The sequence below is a fragment of the Nocardiopsis changdeensis genome (genome assembly GCF_018316655.1).
GTDB classification, from domain to species: domain Bacteria; phylum Actinomycetota; class Actinomycetes; order Streptosporangiales; family Streptosporangiaceae; genus Nocardiopsis; species Nocardiopsis changdeensis.
In genome coordinates, this window is sequence record NZ_CP074133.1 from 5,049,679 (window position 1) to 5,066,929 (window position 17,251).

At 71.7% G+C, this 17,251-nt stretch carries 16 protein-coding genes; 6 read left to right on the forward strand and 10 right to left on the reverse strand.

What is annotated here, in order from left to right; all coding sequences use genetic code 11:
- Window positions 1–74: 74 nt before the first annotated feature.
- From hisF to hisD, 7 genes are all read right to left on the reverse strand, one after another.
- Complete coding sequence (gene hisF / locus KGD84_RS22970) at window positions 75–848, reverse strand: imidazole glycerol phosphate synthase subunit HisF (RefSeq protein WP_220562465.1); 774 nt, start codon at window positions 846–848, stop codon at window positions 75–77.
- Window positions 845–1,594, reverse strand: a complete 750-nt coding sequence (gene priA / locus KGD84_RS22975) for a bifunctional 1-(5-phosphoribosyl)-5-((5-phosphoribosylamino)methylideneamino)imidazole-4-carboxamide isomerase/phosphoribosylanthranilate isomerase PriA (protein ID WP_220562466.1) — start codon at window positions 1,592–1,594, stop codon at window positions 845–847. Before priA ends, hisF begins: the two co-directional genes overlap by 4 nt.
- A 31-nt stretch (window positions 1,595–1,625) precedes the next feature.
- Entirely contained in the window at window positions 1,626–2,288 is a 663-nt protein-coding gene (gene hisH, locus KGD84_RS22980; RefSeq protein ID WP_220562467.1) for an imidazole glycerol phosphate synthase subunit HisH, read from the reverse strand.
- Between the two features lie 13 nt (window positions 2,289–2,301).
- Entirely contained in the window at window positions 2,302–2,460 is a 159-nt protein-coding gene (locus KGD84_RS22985; protein ID WP_220562468.1) for a hypothetical protein, read from the reverse strand.
- A 2-nt stretch (window positions 2,461–2,462) separates the two neighbouring features.
- Window positions 2,463–3,056, reverse strand: a complete 594-nt coding sequence (hisB, locus tag KGD84_RS22990; RefSeq protein WP_220562469.1) for an imidazoleglycerol-phosphate dehydratase HisB — start codon at window positions 3,054–3,056, stop codon at window positions 2,463–2,465.
- Window positions 3,057–3,086: 30 nt separating this feature from the next.
- Window positions 3,087–4,184 carry a histidinol-phosphate transaminase gene (locus KGD84_RS22995; RefSeq protein WP_220562470.1) on the reverse strand — a complete coding sequence of 366 codons (1,098 nt, stop codon included), beginning with the start codon at window positions 4,182–4,184 and terminating at the stop codon, window positions 3,087–3,089.
- Between the two features lie 98 nt (window positions 4,185–4,282).
- Window positions 4,283–5,578: a histidinol dehydrogenase gene (gene hisD, locus KGD84_RS23000; RefSeq protein WP_220562471.1), complete on the reverse strand. Its 1,296-nt coding sequence runs from the start codon at window positions 5,576–5,578 to the stop codon at window positions 4,283–4,285.
- A gap of 258 nt (window positions 5,579–5,836) precedes the next feature.
- Between hisD and KGD84_RS23005 the strand changes: the two genes are divergently transcribed.
- From KGD84_RS23005 to KGD84_RS23020, 4 genes are all read left to right on the forward strand, one after another.
- Window positions 5,837–6,397, forward strand: a complete 561-nt coding sequence (locus KGD84_RS23005; protein WP_220562472.1) for a ferritin — start codon at window positions 5,837–5,839, stop codon at window positions 6,395–6,397.
- 266 nt (window positions 6,398–6,663) lie between these two features.
- The gene (locus KGD84_RS23010; protein WP_220562473.1) at window positions 6,664–7,437 is read left to right on the forward strand and encodes an LON peptidase substrate-binding domain-containing protein; all 774 of its coding nucleotides are present in this window, start codon (window positions 6,664–6,666) and stop codon (window positions 7,435–7,437) included.
- 152 nt (window positions 7,438–7,589) lie between these two features.
- A complete protein-coding gene (gene ybaK / locus KGD84_RS23015) occupies window positions 7,590–8,045 on the forward strand; it encodes a Cys-tRNA(Pro) deacylase (protein WP_220565252.1) in 456 nt (151 codons plus the stop codon).
- 128 nt (window positions 8,046–8,173) lie between these two features.
- Window positions 8,174–10,039, forward strand: coding sequence for an AMP-dependent synthetase/ligase (locus KGD84_RS23020; RefSeq protein ID WP_220562474.1), 1,866 nt, complete (start codon window positions 8,174–8,176; stop codon window positions 10,037–10,039).
- Window positions 10,040–10,042: 3 nt separating this feature from the next.
- Here the strand turns inward: KGD84_RS23020 and KGD84_RS23025 are convergent, their stop codons facing one another.
- Window positions 10,043–10,681, reverse strand: a complete 639-nt coding sequence (locus KGD84_RS23025) for a hypothetical protein (protein ID WP_220562475.1) — start codon at window positions 10,679–10,681, stop codon at window positions 10,043–10,045.
- Between the two features lie 81 nt (window positions 10,682–10,762).
- Between KGD84_RS23025 and KGD84_RS23030 the strand changes: the two genes are divergently transcribed.
- Together KGD84_RS23030 and KGD84_RS23035 are read left to right on the forward strand one after the other, a co-directional pair.
- Complete coding sequence (locus tag KGD84_RS23030) at window positions 10,763–11,302, forward strand: DinB family protein (RefSeq protein ID WP_220562476.1); 540 nt, start codon at window positions 10,763–10,765, stop codon at window positions 11,300–11,302.
- Between the two features lie 65 nt (window positions 11,303–11,367).
- Window positions 11,368–11,901, forward strand: coding sequence for a DinB family protein (locus tag KGD84_RS23035; RefSeq protein WP_220562477.1), 534 nt, complete (start codon window positions 11,368–11,370; stop codon window positions 11,899–11,901).
- A 57-nt stretch (window positions 11,902–11,958) separates the two neighbouring features.
- Here the strand turns inward: KGD84_RS23035 and KGD84_RS23040 are convergent, their stop codons facing one another.
- Together KGD84_RS23040 and dnaE are read right to left on the reverse strand one after the other, a co-directional pair.
- Entirely contained in the window at window positions 11,959–12,768 is an 810-nt protein-coding gene (locus KGD84_RS23040; protein ID WP_220562478.1) for a PadR family transcriptional regulator, read from the reverse strand.
- A 150-nt stretch (window positions 12,769–12,918) separates the two neighbouring features.
- Window positions 12,919–16,482: a DNA polymerase III subunit alpha gene (gene dnaE / locus KGD84_RS23045; RefSeq protein WP_220562479.1), complete on the reverse strand. Its 3,564-nt coding sequence runs from the start codon at window positions 16,480–16,482 to the stop codon at window positions 12,919–12,921.
- Between the last annotated feature and the right edge of the window lie 769 nt (window positions 16,483–17,251).

A 17,251-nucleotide genomic window follows, 5' to 3' on the forward strand; every position in this document is an offset into this window, starting at 1 on the left:
CTCGCGCGTGCTCCCCCGGCCCGTGGAAAGGGAAAGGACCCGGCGCTCGGCGCCGGGTCCTCGGGAGGGCCGGGTCAGCGGACGGAGTGGCCCGCCGCGCGCAGGCTCTCCTTGACGTCGGCGATGGTGAACTCGCCGAAGTGGAAGACCGTGGCGGCCAGCACCGCGTCGGCGCCCGCCTCGACCGCGGGCGCGAAGTGCTCCACCGCGCCCGCGCCGCCCGAGGCGATCAGCGGGACGTCCACCCGGGCCCGCACCGCCCGGATCAGCTCCAGGTCGAAGCCCTGCCTGGTACCGTCGGCGTCCATCGAGTTGAGCAGGATCTCCCCCGCCCCCAGCTCGGCGGCGCGCTCGCACCACTGGAGGGCGTCGATGCCGGTCCCCCGGCGGCCCCCGTGCGTGGTCACCTCGAACCCGCTCGGGGTGGGCGCGTCGTCCCCGCGGACTCGGCGCACGTCCGCGGACAGCACCAGCACCTGGCGGCCGAACCGCTCGGCGATCTCGCCGATCAGCTCCGGCCGGGCGATCGCGGCGGTGTTCACGCCCACCTTGTCCGCGCCGGCCCGCAGCAGCCGGTCCACGTCGTCGGTGGTGCGCACGCCGCCGCCCACGGTCAGCGGGATGAACACCTGGTCGGCGGTGCGGCGCACCACGTCGTAGGTGGTCTCCCGGTCGCCGCTGGAGGCGGTGACGTCCAGGAAGGTCAGCTCGTCGGCGCCCCCGGCGTCGTAGGTCCCGGCCAGTTCCACCGGGTCGCCCGCGTCGCGCAGGTTCTCGAAGTTGACGCCCTTGACCACCCGCCCGGCGTCCACGTCCAGGCAGGGGATGACACGGACCGCGAGGCTCATCGCTCCGCCGCCACGGTCGCCAGGGCGTCCTGGAGGGTGAACGCGCCCTCGTACAGGGCGGTGCCCATGATGGCGCCCTCCACGCCCAGGGGCACCAGGCCCGCGATGGCCCGCAGGTCGTCCAGGCTGGACACCCCGCCGCTGGCCACCACCGGCTTGTCGGTGCGCTCGCACACGGCGCGCAGCAGGTCCAGGTTGGGGCCCTTGAGGGTGCCGTCCTTGTTGACGTCGGTGACGACGTACCGGGCGCACCCCTCCGACTCCAGGCGCTCCAGGGTCTCGAAGAGGTCGCCGCCGTCGCGGGTCCAGCCGCGGGCGGCCAGGGTGGTGCCGCGCACGTCCAGGCCGATCGCGATCCTGTCCCCGTGCTCGGCGATGATCTTCGCGCACCACTCGGGGTTCTCCAGGGCGGCGGTGCCGATGTTCACGCGGGTGCAGCCGGTGGACAGTGCGGCGGCCAGCGACGCGTCGTCGCGGATGCCACCGGACATCTCCACCTTGACGTCGAGGCGGTCCACGATGTCGCGCAGCAGGTCGCGGTTGTGGCCGCGGCCGAAGGCGGCGTCCAGGTCCACCAGGTGGATCCATTCGGCGCCCGCCTCCTGCCAGGCCTGCGCGGCCGCGAAGGGGTCGCCGTACTGTCCGCCCGACCCGGCCCTGCCCTGGACGAGCTGGACGGCCTGGCCGCCGGACACGTCCACGGCGGGCAGGAGTTCGAGTGCGGGCGGGTTGGTCTCGCCGGTCATGGGGCCTTCTCGTGCTCGTCGGTCCGGAAAACTACGTCTGCGGGAGGATGGCGACCCAGTTGGCCAGGATGCGGGCACCGGTGTCGCCGGACTTCTCGGGGTGGAACTGGGTGGCCCACAGCGGCCCGTTCTCGACCGCCGCCACGAAGGGCTCCCCGTGCTCGGCCCAGGTCACCCGGGGCGGGGCCATGCGCGGGTTGTCGAAGGCGAGCTCCCACTTGCGCACCGCGTAGGAGTGCACGAAGTAGAAGCGGTCCTGCGGCGTGATGCCCGCGAACAGCTGCGAGTCCTGCGGGGCGCGGACGGTGTTCCAGCCCATGTGCGGCAGGATCGGCGCGTCCAGGCGCTCCACCGTGCCGGGCCACTCCCCGCACCCCGGGGTCACCTGGTCCTCGGCCTGCGGGTCGGCGCGCTCCACGCCCTTGTCGAACAGCACCTGCATGCCCACGCAGATGCCCAGGACCGGGCGGCCCCCGGCCAGGCGGCGGCCGATGATGCGGTCGCCGTGCGCCTGCTTCAACCCGGCCATGCAGGCGCTGAAGGCGCCCACGCCCGGGACGACCAGGCCGTCGGCGTCCAGCGCGGCGTTCGGGTCGGAGGTGACGGTGACATCGGCCCCGGTGCGCTCCATGGCGCGTTGGGCCGAACGCAGGTTGCCCGACCCGTAGTCGAACACGACCACGCGTGGCGGCATGGTGTTCCTCCCCTTAGAAGTAGCCCAGGCGCAGGACGCCCGAGGCCACGGCGAGCACCGTGCACCCGGCCAGGGCGACGGCGATGGGTTTGTTGGCCTTCCACATGGCGTAGGCGCCTCCGCCGAGGAAGCCGCCCAGCACGATGAGGGCGAGGCCCCACAGGTCGTCCATGTCTACAGGGCGCCCTTGGTGGAGGGGATCCCGGTGACCCGGGTGTCCTTCTCCGTGGCGAAGCGCAGCGCCCGCGCCAGCGCCTTGAACTGGCACTCGACGATGTGGTGGGCGTTGCGGCCGTAGGGGACCCGGACGTGCAGGGCGACCCGGGCCTGGGCGACGAACGACTCCAGGATGTGCCGGGTCATGGTGGTGTCGTAGTCGCGGCCGATGGTCGGCGCCATGCCCTCCGGCTCGCTGTGCACCAGGTAGGGGCGGCCGGACACGTCGACGGTCACCTCGGCCAGGGCCTCGTCCAGGGGCACCTTGGCGTCGGCGAAGCGGCGGATGCCGGCCTTGTCGCCCAGGGCCTCGCGGAAGGCGGCGCCCAGGGCCAGCGCGGTGTCCTCCATGGTGTGGTGGGAGTCGATGTGCAGGTCGCCCTCGGTGCGCACGGTCAGGTCGAACAGGCCGTGCTTGGCGAGCTGGTCCAGCATGTGGTCGAAGAAGCCGACGCCCGTGGAGACGTCGGCGACGCCGCTGCCGTCCAGGTCGATCTCGACCAGGACCTTGGTCTCCTTGGTGGCGCGCTCCACGCGTCCGATGCGGTTCATGGTGGGTCCTCCTGTTGGGAAAGGGGCGGGTCAGCGTCCGGTGACGCGCAGCAGGGAGTCGCGGAAGGCGGTCATCTCCTGCGGGGTGCCGACGGTGACGCGCAGCCAGCCGGGCGGGCCGACCTCGCGGATGAGGACCTGGTGGTCGAGCAGGGCCTTCCACACCTCGGTGCGGTCCTCGAACTCGCCGAACAGGACGAAGTTGGCGTCGGAGTCGGCGACGGTGAACCCGTGGGCGCGCAGCCACTCCACCAGGGAGTCGCGTTCGGCGCGCAGGTCGGCGACGGCGCCCAGGAGCTCGTCGGCGTGGTCCAGGGCGACCAGGGCGACGGTCTGGGTGACGGCCGACAGGTGGTACGGCAGGCGGACCAGCTGCAGGGCGTCCACCACGGCGGGGTGCGCGGCCAGGTAGCCCAGGCGGGCCCCGGCCAGCGCGAACGCCTTGGACATGGTGCGCGAGACGATCAGGCGCGGGTGGTCGGCCAGCAGGCTCAGGGCGCTGGGGGTGCCCTCCCGGCGGAACTCGGCGTAGGCCTCGTCCACGACGACCACGCCCGGCGCGGCGGCGGCGATGCGCTCGATGTCGGCGATCGGCAGGGCCGTTCCGGTGGGGTTGTTGGGCGAGGTCAGGAAGATGACGCTGGGCTCGTGCTCGGCGACGGCGGCCAGGGCGGCGTCCACGTCGATCCGGAAGTCGGCGGTGCGGGGCACCGCCGCCCAGGCGGTGCCGGTGCCGCGGGAGATGATGGGGTGCATCGAGTAGGACGGCTCGAAGCCCATCGCGGTGCGGCCGGGCCCGCCGAAGGCCTGGAGGATCTGCTGGAGGATCTCGTTGGAGCCGTTGGCCGCCCACACGTTGGCGGTGGTCAGCCCGTGGCCGAGGTACTCGGCCAGGCCGTGGCGCAGCCGGACGGCGTCGCGGTCGGGGTAGCGGTTCAGGCCCGCCGCGGTCTCGGCGACGGCGTCGGCCAGGGCGCGGGCCAGCCGCTCCGACGGCGGGTGCGGGTTCTCGTTGGTGTTGAGGACCACCGGCACGTCGATCTGCGGGGCCCCGTAGGGCGAGCGGCCGCGCAGGTCGTCGCGCAGGGGCAGGTCGTTCAGAGTGAAGCTCACGGGTGTCACGCTCATGGTCGGTCGTGGTCGGTGCGGCGCGCGGCGCCCGCGGAGGCGGGCCGGCCCCGGGCGGGGTCCGGAGCGCCGCACCGTCCGGTCGGTCGCGGCTCCGGCTAGGCCGTGGGGAACCGCGCGGCGACGGCCTCGCCGTGGGCGGGCAGGTCCTCGGCCTCGGCGAGGGTGATGACGTGATGGGCGACGTCGGCCAGCGCGTCGCGGTCGTACTCGACCACGTGCACCCCGCGCAGGAAGGTCTGCACGCTCAGGCCGCCGCTGTGGCAGGCGCACCCGCCGGTGGGCAGCACGTGGTTGGACCCCGCGGCGTAGTCGCCGAGGGAGACCGGGGCGTAGGCGCCGACGAAGATCGCCCCGGCGTTGCGCACGCGGGCCGCGACGGCGGCGGCGTCGGTGGTCATGACCTCCAGGTGTTCTGCGGCGTAGGCGTTGACGACGTCGAGCCCGTGGTCGAGGTCGTCGACCAGGACGATGCCGGACTGGGGCCCGGACAGGGCCTCGCGGACGCGGTCGGCGTGCCGGGTGGCGGCGGCGCGGACGCGCAGGCGGTCGACGACGGCGTCGGCCAGGGCCTCGTCCGGGGTCACCAGGACGGAGGCGGCCACCACGTCGTGCTCGGCCTGGCTGACGAGGTCGGCGGCGACGTGGTCGGGATCGGCGGTGGCGTCGGCCAGGACGGCGATCTCGGTCGGGCCCGCCTCGGCGTCGATGCCGATGACCCCCTTGAGGAGGCGCTTGGCGGCGGCGACCCAGATGTTGCCGGGGCCGGTGACCATGTCGGTGCGGGCGCACCCGCCGGCGCCGTAGGCGAACATGGCGACGGCCTGGGCGCCGCCCACGGCGTAGACCTCGTCGACGCCGAGCAGGGCGCAGGCGGCGAGGATGGTGGGGTGCGGCAGGCCGCCGAACTCCTTCTGCGGCGGCGAGGTGACCGCCAGGGAGCGCACGCCCGCCTCCTGGGCGGGGACGACGTTCATGACGACGCTGGACGGGTAGACGGCGCGGCCGCCCGGCACGTAGAGGCCGACCCGGTCGACGGGGATCCAGCGCTCGGTGACGGTGCCGCCGGGGACGACCTCGGTGGTGTGGTCGGTGCGGCGCTGGTCGCGGTGGACCTTGCGGGCGCGGCGGATGGACTCCTCCAGCGCGGCGCGCACGGCCGGGTCGAGGCCGGCCAGGGCGGCGTCGATCGCGTCCTTGGGGACGCGGATGTCGGTGAGCCGGACCCCGTCGAAGCGCTCGGTGAGCTCGATCAGCGCCTCGACACCGCGATGGCGGACGTCCTCGCACAGGGGGCGCACGCGCTCGGCGGCGTCCGCCACGTCCATGGCCGCGCGCGGAAGGGCGTCGCGGGGGTCGTCCTGGCTGCCTCGGAGGTCGATTCGACTGATCACGCCCCCAGTCTAGGGGGCGATGCCCGACGGGTGGGCTCGGGCGTCCGGATGGTGGACACCACACCGGCACCGATGGGGCGGGTCTCCGCCTTCGGGGCATTCGCCACCAGCGGGAACGAAAACGCGAAATAAGTTCCGCCTTACTTTGGCATACCTTACCTAAATGAACCCAAGAAAGGCTTGGAAAGGCTTGCCTAACGAATTCTTCGGCGTTTCGCTGATTTCCAATAATGGCTTTGCATGGGTTATTGTAGGGGCATGACTTCGAGCAAGAGCAGCGATAGTGGCCTTTCCAAGTTCCACCGTCTCCTCGTCGACCAGGTGCGGCACGAGTTCACGGCCTCCCACCAGTACGTGGCCCTCGCCGCCTGGTTCGACACGCACGACCTGCCCCAGCTGGCCCGGGTGTTCTACGAGCAGTCCCTGGAGGAGCGCGACCACGCCATGATGCTGGTGCGCTACCTCATCGACCGGGACGTCGACTTCGCCCTCCAGGGCGTGGACGGGATCGAGACCGAGTTCGCCGCGCCGCGCGACCTGGTCGCCCTGGCCCTGCGCCAGGAGCGCGAGGTCTCCGACCAGTTCCAGCGCCTGGCCAAGGTCGCCCGCGACGAGGACGACTACACCGGCGAGCAGTTCCTGCAGTGGTTCATCCAGGAGCAGGTGGAGGAGATCGCCAAGATGTCCACCCTCCTGAACGTGGTGGACCGTTCCAACGGGAATCTGTTCGACGTGGAGACCTTCGTCGCCCGCGACATGCCCAGCGAGGACAACGGCAGCCAGAGCGCTCCGGCCACCGCCGGCCCCGCCGTTTCCTAGGGCCTGTTCTCCAGGTGTTCCCCTGTGCCGTCAGGGGTTCGTGAGGCGCCCGGCGGGGTTCTCCAGGCCCAGAGGAGCGGTCCTCGGGGGAAGCGTGCGGCCGCAGGCCGTCCGTTGAGGACCTTCGGCCCTTCGTCGGGCGGGCCGGAGTACGGCCGGGTTTCGAAAAGCACAGCCCAGGCAGCCGCGGGGGCGCCCGGTTCCGACCGGGCGCCCCCGCCGGGTGTCCGAGCCCGAACGGCCGTGACGAAAGGCATACTGGGGCCATGGCCCAGGCTCTGCCGATCTTTCCCTTGAACACCGTTCTGTTCCCCGGTGTGAACGTCCCCCTGCACGTCTTCGAGCCGCGTTACCGGCGGCTGGTCTCCGAACTGCTCGGCCCCACCCTCACCCGCGGTGAACTCGCCGGGCGCGACCGCTCGCCGCGGCGGTTCGGGGTGGTGTGGATCGAGCTGGGGCACGAGGTGGCGGCCACCTCCTCCGCGCAGACCGCCGAGAACCCCGTCGGGGCGCCCACCCTGGGCGGCGACGTCCGGCTCCCCCGGGTGAGCGCCACCGGCTGCACCGCGCTGGTCCGCAACGTGCGCACCTACGACGACGGCCGCTACGACCTGGTGGTGGAGGGCGGCACCCGGTTCACGGTCGACGACCTGTCGGAGGTCGACGCCTCCTCCGCCGACGTCTACCCCACCGCGTCGGTGTCGTTCCTGCCCGAGGCGGCCGGCCCCGACGCCGAGGAGCACGCCGAGCGGGTGCGGGCGCTGTTCGAGGTCTACCGGGAGCGGCTGTCCGCGGCCGGGCTGACCCCGGGGACGTTCGTGGACCCGCCCAAGGACCCCGTCCCGCTGTCGTACGCGCTGTCCGAGGCGGTCGTGCTCGACCAGGCCGAGAAGCAGCGGCTGCTGGAGGCCGAGGACGCGGCGACCCGGCTGGCCGTGCTGGCCCGGTTCCTGCGCCGGGAGAACCGCATCGTGCACACGCCGACCCTCAACACGCTGCCCGCCGGCCCGTTCCTCAACAACGGGGTCTCCTTCAACTGACGGCGGCGGACGCGGACCGGACCCGCGCCCCCGGTCCGGGCGCCGCGGGCTCCGGGTTCGTTAGCCTGCCCTACAGACCAGGCGCCCGGGGGTCGGGCGCGCTTCGACGAGGGACCGGGGAACCGATGAGCGGAAAGGCCACACCCGCCACCGTGGCGGCCGGACGAACCAAGACCACCTACACACTGCACCCGTACGAGGCGGCCGGCGGGGACGGCCACTCCTACGGCACGGACGCCGCGGACGCGCTCGGGATCCCCCACGAGCAGGTGTTCAAGACGCTGGTGGCCGAGGTGGACGGGGTCCTGACGGTGGGGGTGGTGCCGGTGAGCACCTCACTGGACCTCAAGGCGCTGGCGGCCGCCGTGGGCGGCAAGAAGGCCGTGATGGCCGACCCGGCCAAGGCGGAGAAGGCCACCGGGTACGTGCGCGGCGGGATCAGCCCGCTGGGGCAGCGCAAGCGGCTGCGCACCGTCGTCGACGCGTCGGCGCGCGGGCAGCGGACGGTCTACGTGTCGGCGGGGCGGCGCGGACTCCAGATGGAACTGGCGCCCGCCGACCTCATCACGCTCACCGAGGCGGTCGTCGCCCCCATCGGCGCCGACTGAGCGGCGCAACGGCGGCCGGGAACGGGGCGGTGAACCGATCGGGGCGATCGGGAATGAAACCGCGCATACCCTGCCACAAGGGGACATCGGCTGTTGCCGCCCCTACTACCCGAGGGTAGCTTTGTGACATGGGTAACACTTCATCCCCCTTCTCGTCGGTTCCGGACATGTTCGTCTCCCGTGTGGCCGAGAGCGGCGACGCGACGGCGTTCACCTACCCCGTTCCCAACAGCACCGGTGCTCCCGAGACCTGGGAGGCCCTGACCTGGTCGCGGACCCGCGACCGGGTCCGCGACCTCGCCCTGGGCCTGCACTCCCTCGGGGTCACCCCGCAGGCGCGCTGCGCCATCGCCTCCTCCACCAGGATCGAGTGGATCCTGGCCGACCTGGCGATCCTGTGCGCGGGCGGCGCCTCCACCACCGTCTACCCCTCCTCCACCGCCGCCGACTCGGCGTACATCATCTCCGACTCCGGCAGCATGCTGGTCTTCGCCGAGAACGCCGACCAGGTCGCCAAGCTGGTGGACCAGCGGGCGCAGATCCCCGGCGTGTCCAAGGTCGTCGTCTTCGACGGCGAGGGCGGCCACGACGGCTGGGTCATCACCCTGGACGAGCTGGCCGCCCTGGGCGCCGCGCTGCACGGGGAGCGGCCCGAGCTGTTCGACGAGCTCGTCAAGGCGGTGGCACCCGACCACATCGCCACCCTCATCTACACCTCCGGCAGCACCGGCCGCCCCAAGGGCGTGCGGCTGGACCACGCCAACTGGCTGTACGAGGCCAAGGCGCTCCAGGACCTGGACACGGAGCTGCGCGGCCAGGGCTGGGAGCTGCTCGGCCCCGACGACGTGCAGTACCTGTGGCTGCCGCTGTCCCACGTGTTCGGCAAGCTGATGCAGGTCAACCAGTTGCAGGTGGGGTTCGCCACCGCCGTGGACGGGCGGGTCGACAAGATCGTCGACAACCTCTCCGTCGTCCGGCCGACCTTCATGGCCGCCGCCCCCCGCATCTTCGAGAAGGTGTACAACCGTGTCGTCATGCAGGCCAAGGAGGGCGGCGCCGCCAAGTACCGCATCTTCAAGTGGGCCGTGGGCGTGGGCGACCGGGTGGCCCGGCTCAGGGAGGAGGGCAGGGAGCCCGCCGGGGCCCTGGCCCTGCAGCACAGGGTGGCCGACCGGCTCGTCTTCTCCAAGCTGCGCGCCCGCTTCGGCGACCGGCTGAAGTTCTTCATCTCCGGCAGCGCCCCGCTGGCCCCCGAGATCGGCCGGTTCTTCTACGGCGCCGGGATCGTCATCCTGGAGGGCTACGGGCTCACCGAGACCAGCGCGGGATCCTTCCTCAACCGGCCCGGCGGCATCAGGTTCGGGACGGTGGGCATGCCGATGCCCGGGACCGAGGTGAAGATCGCCGAGGACGGCGAGATCCTGCTGCGCGGCGGCGGCGTCATGCGCGGCTACCACAACCTGTCGGGCGCCACCGAGGAGGCCATCGACCGGGACGGCTGGTTCGCCACCGGCGACATCGGCGTCCTGGAGGACGGCAGGCTCCGCATCACCGATCGCAAGAAGGAGCTCATCAAGACCTCCAACGGCAAGTACGTGGCGCCGCAGCACCTGGAGAGCCGGTTCAAGGCGCTGTGCCCCTACGTCAGCAACCTGGTGGTGCACGGCGACCGCCGGCCCTACTGCGTGGCGCTGGTCGCGCTGGACCCCGAGGCCGTCACGGCCTGGGCCCGGGAGAACGGCCTGGGCGGCCTCGACTACACCGCCCTCACCCGGGAGCCGAAGGTGCGCGCGATGGTCCAGGAGGCCGTCGACGAGCTCAACCGGGACCTGCCCCGGCACGAGACCGTCAAGAAGTTCTCGATCCTGCCCAACGACCTGACCGTGGAGGGCGGCGAGATCACGCCGAGCCTGAAGATGCGGCGCCGTGCGGTGGAGACCAAGTACCAGGACATCCTGGACGGTATGTACGAGGACGGCGCCCGGGCCGTCTGACGGTCAGCGCGCCAGCGGGTCCGGCCCCTCGCCCACCGGGGAGGGGCCGGACCACGGCGTGTCGGGGGAGGCCGCGGCGGCCCGGGCGCGCCGGGGCACGCCCGGCAGGTCCCGGCGGACCATGCTGATCAGGTCGAGCAGGGCGTACTGGAGCACGAAGACGAAGGGCCAGGCGACCAGGAACGCCGTGGCGTCCAGGTGCAGGCCCACGGTGACCTCGTCCCCGGCCTGCGCCCGCGCCAGCGCCGTGTGCAGGGGCGTGTCCAGCAGCATGCCGATCCGCCAGGTCAGCAGGGTCCCCGCCGCGGAGCCGAGGAAACCCGCCAGCAGGCACCACAGGCGCAGGTCGCGGGGGCGCCTGCGGGCCAGGGGGAACTGCACCATGTAGACGGCGTAGCCGCTGAGCAGCCCCGCCAGCGCGGTGACCAGGACGAAGGTCCCCTCCCCCGCGAACAGGGCCTCACTGGTGCCGGTGAAGACCTCCCCCTCTCCCAGGGCCGTGCCCTCGGCCCGGTCCGGGGCCAGGAGCCACCAGACGGGACCGAGCAGCGCGCCGGCGGCGGCCAGCGCGCCGAACACCCATGCGCCCACGATCAGCGGTCGCGGCCCGCGCGGCGCGTCCGCGCCGTTCCGGTCGTCCATCTGCGGTCTTCTCCTCGCCCTCGTGCCCTCACCACGGAAAACCAGTGGCTCGGCGGCATGACCGGAACGGAGAATACCGGCATGAGCGACAAGAACAGCACTCTTCACCTGCCCCTGACCGCCCGTGTCGACCCCCCGATGGCGGCCGACGAGCGCACCATGCTCACCTCCTGGCTGGACTGGCACCGCGCCACCGTCCACGCCAAGTGCGCGGGGCTGGACCCGTCCCTGTCCTCGGCCGCGCCGCTGCCGACCTCGCCGCTGATGACCGTGGGCGGTGTGGTGTCCCATCTGCGATGGGTGGAGGCGTTCTGGTTCGAGACCGTGATGTTGGACCAGCCGGACCTGGCCCCCTACAGCGCACAGGACCCCGACGCCGAGTGGCGCCTGGGGGCCGGGCTCCCCCTCGGGGTGCTGCTGGAGGAGTACGAGGCCCAGTGCGCCCGGTCGCGGGAGATCACCGCCAAACTCGAACTCGGGACGTCCTCCCGCAAGGTCCTGAAATCCCGGGGGCGGACCACCCTGCGCTGGGTGCTGGTGCACATGATCGAGGAGACCGCCCGGCACAACGGGCACCTGGACGTCCTGCGCGAACTCGCCGACGGCACCACCGGGGAGTGAGGACGGCGCGCGCGGGAGCGGAAAAGGACGTGAAGACCGTCGGCGGTGACCGCCATGATGGGGAGATGACGGAACACATCACCCTCCCGGCCGCGCCCGAACGCGTCGACCCGCCGACGGACGCCGACGAGCGCACCATGCTCACCACCTGGCTGGACCGGCACCGCGCCACGGTCCACGCCAAGTGCGCGGGGATCGCCGCCGAACACGCGACGGCCACCCCGCTGCCCACCTCTCCGCTGATGAGCGTGGGCGCGATCGTGTCCCACCTGCGCTGGGTGGAGCACGCCTGGTTCGAGTGGATCCTGCTGGGGCTGCCCGAGCGCGGGTACGCGACCCCCGAGGACCCGGACGGCGAGTGGCGGCGCGGCAACGAGGTGCCGCTGGGGACGCTGCTCGAAGAGTACGAGGCGCAGTGCGAGCGCTCCCGGGAGATCACCGCGGAGCTGGATCTGGACACCGTGGCCGTGCGCCGCCGCGAGGGCGAGGACGCCACGACGCTGCGCTGGGTGCTGGTGCACATGATCGAGGAGACCGCCCGGCACAACGGGCACCTGGACATCCTGCGCGAACTCGCCGACGGCACCACCGGGGAGTAGCAGCGACGACCGACGGGGCCCGCCGATCCGCGGCGGGCCCCGTCGCCGTGTCCGGGGTCAGTCCTGTCCGGGGTCGTACCCGTCGTCGGACTCCGGCTCGTCCTCGGCGAGGATGCGGTACAGGCCGCGCTTGCTCTCGGCCAGCAGCCGCTTGGCGCGGTCCACCTGCTCGGGGGTGCCGGCCTGGGCGACCTGGAAGGCGGCGGCGCCGAGCTGGGCGGCCAGGGCGCCGATCTCCTCGTAGCGGGAGCGGTCGTCGGCGTAGGCGTCGGCGGCGGCCTCCCACGGCGGGGTCAGGTCGGCGCCGTGCTCCTCGAGGTGGTCGATGCCCTCCTCGGTGAGCCGGTAGGGGCGGCGGCGGCCCTCGCCCTCCTCCTGGACGATGAGCCCCTCGTCCTCCAGCTGCTGGAGCATCGGGTAGATGGAGCCGGGGCTGGGGCGCCAGGCCCCGCCGCTGCGCTCGCGGCCCTCCCGGATGATCTCGTAGCCGCTGCGCGGCTCCTCGGCCAGCAGCATCAGGATGCCGGTGCGCACGTCGCCCCTCCGGGCGCGGGGGCCGCCCCGCCGGTGCCCCCCGCCGGGGCCGTGCGGCCCGAACCCGCCGAAGGGCCCGCCGGGACCGAACGGTCCCCCCGGCCCGAACGGCCCGGCCCCCCAGCCGCCGGGGCCTCCCGGCGGTACGGGCGGTGCGGGGGGCCCGGGTGGCACCACCGGGCCGAACCCGGCGTGGGGTCCGCCTCCGTGGTGGTGGTCCCGGCGGCGCCCGCCGCGCCGCCCCTCGGCGAAGCGGCGGGACCGGGGGCCGTGCGGGCCGTCGGCGCTGTCGTCGTTCCAGTCCCAGGGACCGGGAAGTGCCATGGCGGTCATGGTGTTCTCCTCAGTGTCGATACAGAGCGACTGTCATACTCTGTTCTGATAGCTCAAAGATATATCGCTAACTTCGCTTCGGCAAGTCCCGGACACGAAAAATCCCCGTGCGCCGGTCGGCGGCGCACGGGGACACGGGTCGGGCGGCGGCTAGTAGTCGACCGCGTACGCCCCCAGCAGGCTCTTCATCTCACCGTTGAACTCCGGGGAGATCCGCACCGAGTAGCGGTCCACCGCGAAGACCTTGGAACGGACCGGGTTGTCCACCCGGATGCGCACCGGGGTGTCCCCCTTGTGCGTGCTCAGCACCTGGCGCAGCTCGTCGACCAGCTCAGGGGTCAGCCGCTTCTCGTCCACCGTCAGCAGCACCGGCGGCTCGCCCTCGGTGATGTGCGAGATGTCCAGGATGGACAGCTCCGAGGCGAACATCGACCAGGTGCCGTCCCGGTCGTTGAGGCGGCCCTTGACCGTCACCGCGGTGTCCTCGATGAGGGCGTCCACGTACAGCGGGAAGGTCTTGGGGAAGAACAGCACCTCCATGGAGGCGTCCAGGTCCTCCACGGTGGCGATCGCCCACTGGTTGCCCGCCTTGTTCACCCGCTTCTCCACCTTGGAGATCAGCCCGGCGATGCGCAGCTCGTTGCGCTCGCGGCTCATCTCCCCGGCGACGATCTGGGCGATGGAGGTGTCCCGGGAGCGGGCCAGCACCCGCTCGGCCCCGGCCAGCGGGTGGCTGGACACGTACAGGCCCAGCATCTCGCGCTCGAAGGCGAGCTTGGTCTTGCGGTCCCACTCCTCGTCGCCCCACTGGATGTTCAGCCCGATCGGGGTGGAGTCGCCGCCCTCCTCAGCGCCGCCGAACAGGTCGAACTGGCCGTGGGCCTCCTGCTTCTTGGAGCTGATCATGCCGTCGACCGCGACCTCGTGGTGGCGGTACAGCTCACGGCGGGGCTGGCCCAGGGAGTCGAAGGCGCCCGCCTTGATCAGGGACTCGATGACGCGCTTGTTGCAGGCGGCCAGCTCGATCTTGGACAGGAAATCGGTGAAGGACGTGTACTTGCCCTTCTCCGTGCGGCTCTTGATGATCGAGTTGACGACGTTGGCGCCCACGTTGCGGACCGCGCCCATGCCGAAGCGGATGTCCTTGCCCACGGGGGTGAAGCGCAGACCGGACTCGTTGACGTCCGGCGGGAGCACCTTGATGCCCTGGGCGCGGCACTCGGCGAGGTAGACCGCCATCTTGTCCTTGTCGTCGCTGACCGAGGTCAGCAGCGCGGCCATGTACGCGGCGGGGTGGTTGGCCTTGAGGTAGGCGGTCCAGTAGGAGACCAGGGCGTAGCCGGCGGCGTGCGACTTGTTGAACGCGTAGCCCGAGAACGGGAGCATGACGTCCCAGAGCGTCTGGATGGCCTCCTTGGAGAAGCCGCGCTCCATGGCGCCGGGGAAGAACTTGGCCTCCTCCTCCTCAAGGGCCTCCTTCTTCTTCTTGCCCATCGCGCGGCGCATCAGGTCGGCTCCGCCCAGCGTGTACCCGGCCAGCTGCTGGGCGATGGCCATGATCTGCTCCTGATACACGATCAGGTGGAAGGTCTCGGCGAGGATCGGCTCCAGGGCGTCCTTGAGCTCCGGGTGGATCGGGGTGATCTCCTGGCGGCCGTTCGATCGGTCGGCGTAGTCGTTGTGGGCGTTGGCCGCCATCGGACCGGGCCGGTACAGGGCGTTGACGGCGGCGATGTCGCCGAACTTCTTCGGCTGCATCCGCTTGAGGAGGTTGCGCATGGCGCCGCCGTCCAGCTGGAACACGCCCAGGGTGTCGCCGCGCGCGAGCAGCTGGTAGGTCTTCTTGTCGTCCAGGGGGAGCTTGGAGAGGTCGATGTCGATCCCCTCGGCCTCCTTGATGGACTTGACCGCGTCGTCCATGATCGTGAGGTTGCGCAGGCCCAGGAAGTCCATCTTGAGCAGCCCCATCTCCTCGCACTGAGGGTAGGGGAAGCCGGTGATGATGGCCCCGTCGGCGTCGCGCATGTGCAGCGGGATGACGTCGAGCAGGGGCTCCTTGGACAGGATGACGCCCGCCGCGTGCACACCGGTGCCGCGGGTCAGGCCCTCGATACCGCGCGCGGTCTCCATGACCTTGGCGACCTGGGGGTCGTTGTCCACCAGGTTGCGCAGCTCGGTGGTCTCGGGGTACCGCTCGTGCTCGGGGTTGAACACGGCGTCGAGCGGGATCTCCTTGCCGCCCACGGCCGCGGGGAACGCCTTCGTGATCTGGTCCCCGACCGAGTAGGGCATGCCCAGGATGCGGGTGGAGTCCTTCACGGCGGCCTTGGCCTTGATGGTGCCGAAGGTGAGGATCTGGGCGACCCGCTCGGCGCCGTACAGGCGGGTGACGTACTCGATCATCTCGCCGCGTCGGCGCTCGTCGAAGTCGAGGTCGACATCGGGCATGGACACGCGCTCGGGGTTGAGGAACCGCTCGAACAGCAGCCCGTGCTCCAGGGGGTCCAGGTCGGTGATGCCCAGGATGTAGGCGATCATCGAACCCGCCGCCGAGCCGCGGCCGGGGCCCAGCGCGATGCCCTCCTTGCGGGCGTACTGGCAGATGTCGGCGACCACCAGGAAGTAGGCGGGGAAGCCCATCTCGTTGATGATGCCCAGCTCGAACTCCACCCGCTGGCGGACCTCGGCGCCGGCGCCGTCCGGGTAGCGGGTCGGCAGCAGCCGCTCGACCTCCTTGGCCAGCCAGGAGGACTGGGTCTCCCCCTCGGGGACGGGGAAGACCGGCATCAGGTCGCGGTGGGCGAAGACCTCGTCGTAGGCGTCGGGGTCGACGCGCTCGGCGATCAGCAGGGTGTTCCTGCACCCCTCCTGCCACTCGTCGAAGGTGAGCAGGCCGCGCATCTCGTCGGCGGTCTTGAGGTAGTAGCCCGAGCCGTTGAACCGGAACCGGGTGGGGTCGTCCAGGTTCTTGCCCACGCCCACCGCCAGCAGCGCGTCGTGGGCGTCGGCCTGGGACTCGTACACGTAGTGGGAGTCGTTGGTGACCAGGGGCGGGATCTTGAGCTCCCGGCCGACCTTGAGGAGGCCGTCGCGGACCTCCTTCTCGATGGGCACGCCGTGGTCCATCAGCTCCAGGAAGACGTTCTCCCTGCCGAAGATGTCCTGGAGCTTGGCGGCGTACTCGATCGCCTCCTTCTCCTGGCCCAGCCGGAGCCGGGTCTGCACACCGCCGGAGGGGCAGCCGGTGGAGACGATGATCCCCTCGCTGTTCTCCGACATCAGGTCCAGGTCCATGCGGGGCTTGGTGTAGTACCCCTCGAAGGACGCGAGAGAGGACATCTTGAAGAGGTTCCGCAGCCCGGCGGCGTTACGGGCCAGCATCGTCATGTGGAGGAAGCGACCGCCTCCGGAGATGTCCTTGGCGCCTTCCGTCGCGGTGTCGTCCGAACCGCTCGCCCGCCCCCAGAACACCCGCTTCTTGTGGAAGCGCGACTCGGGCGCCACGTAGGCCTCGATGCCGATGATCGGCTTGACCCCCGAGCCCTTGGACTGCTGGTAGAACTCGTACGCCCCGAACATGTTGCCGTGGTCGGTCATCGCGACCGCCGGCATGCCCAGTCTCCCCGCCTCCTTGAAGAGGGGCTTGAGCTTGGCCGCACCGTCGAGCATGGAGTACTCGGTGTGGACATGCAGGTGGACGAAGGAGTCTGCCATGGGTGGAGTGCTCCCCAGTGGGTGGACGGACGGGTGGTGTCTCCTGAGCCTACGACTTCCCCATGACGTTCGGTGCCCGCCCGGCCCGAACCACGGGCCCGCTCGGCGGCGGGGGTGGGGGAGAACACCCCTCTCCCCTGGCGAACCGCCCCGCCCTCCCGGCCCTCTGACATCGGCCTGAGGGGGACCCGTGCCCTTTCGACCACCCATGCCCTTTCAACGCTGTGGTGGGTGGCGGGTGTGTCTGTCGGGGGCCGAGGCACCACCGGAGGGCGCATCATCTCCTTCGACCCCGAGGTGGGGGTGGACACACCCTCCGCCCAGGACACATGGGGGCGAGGGCCGCGCATGCCTGCGGGGCCCGACCCGAGGGGGTTGTTCGCCCGACTGGGAACCTCGGCCACAGCCGGGAAGCGAACCGCCACCTCCGCCGCAGGGGGTTCCCCACCCGACTGGGCCCCTCAGCCACAGCCGGAGGGCATCGCACCTCCTCCGCCCCGGGGGTTCCCCGCCCGGGGTCGGCCATAGCCGGGGGCGTCGCAGGGCCTCCGCCGCAGGGGGTTCCCCACCCGACCGGGACCTCCGCCACAGCCGGAAGGCGTCGCAGCACCTCTGCCCCAGGGGGTTTCTCACCCGACCGGAACCTCCGCCATAGCCGTGTCAGGCCAGTGGGGTGCCCGGCCCCAGGGGGTCTTCGCCGAGGTAGTTGTAGGTTTCCAAGAGGCCGGCCGCTTGGGTTGGGCGGTCCGCGCCGGGTGGGCCCGGCCCC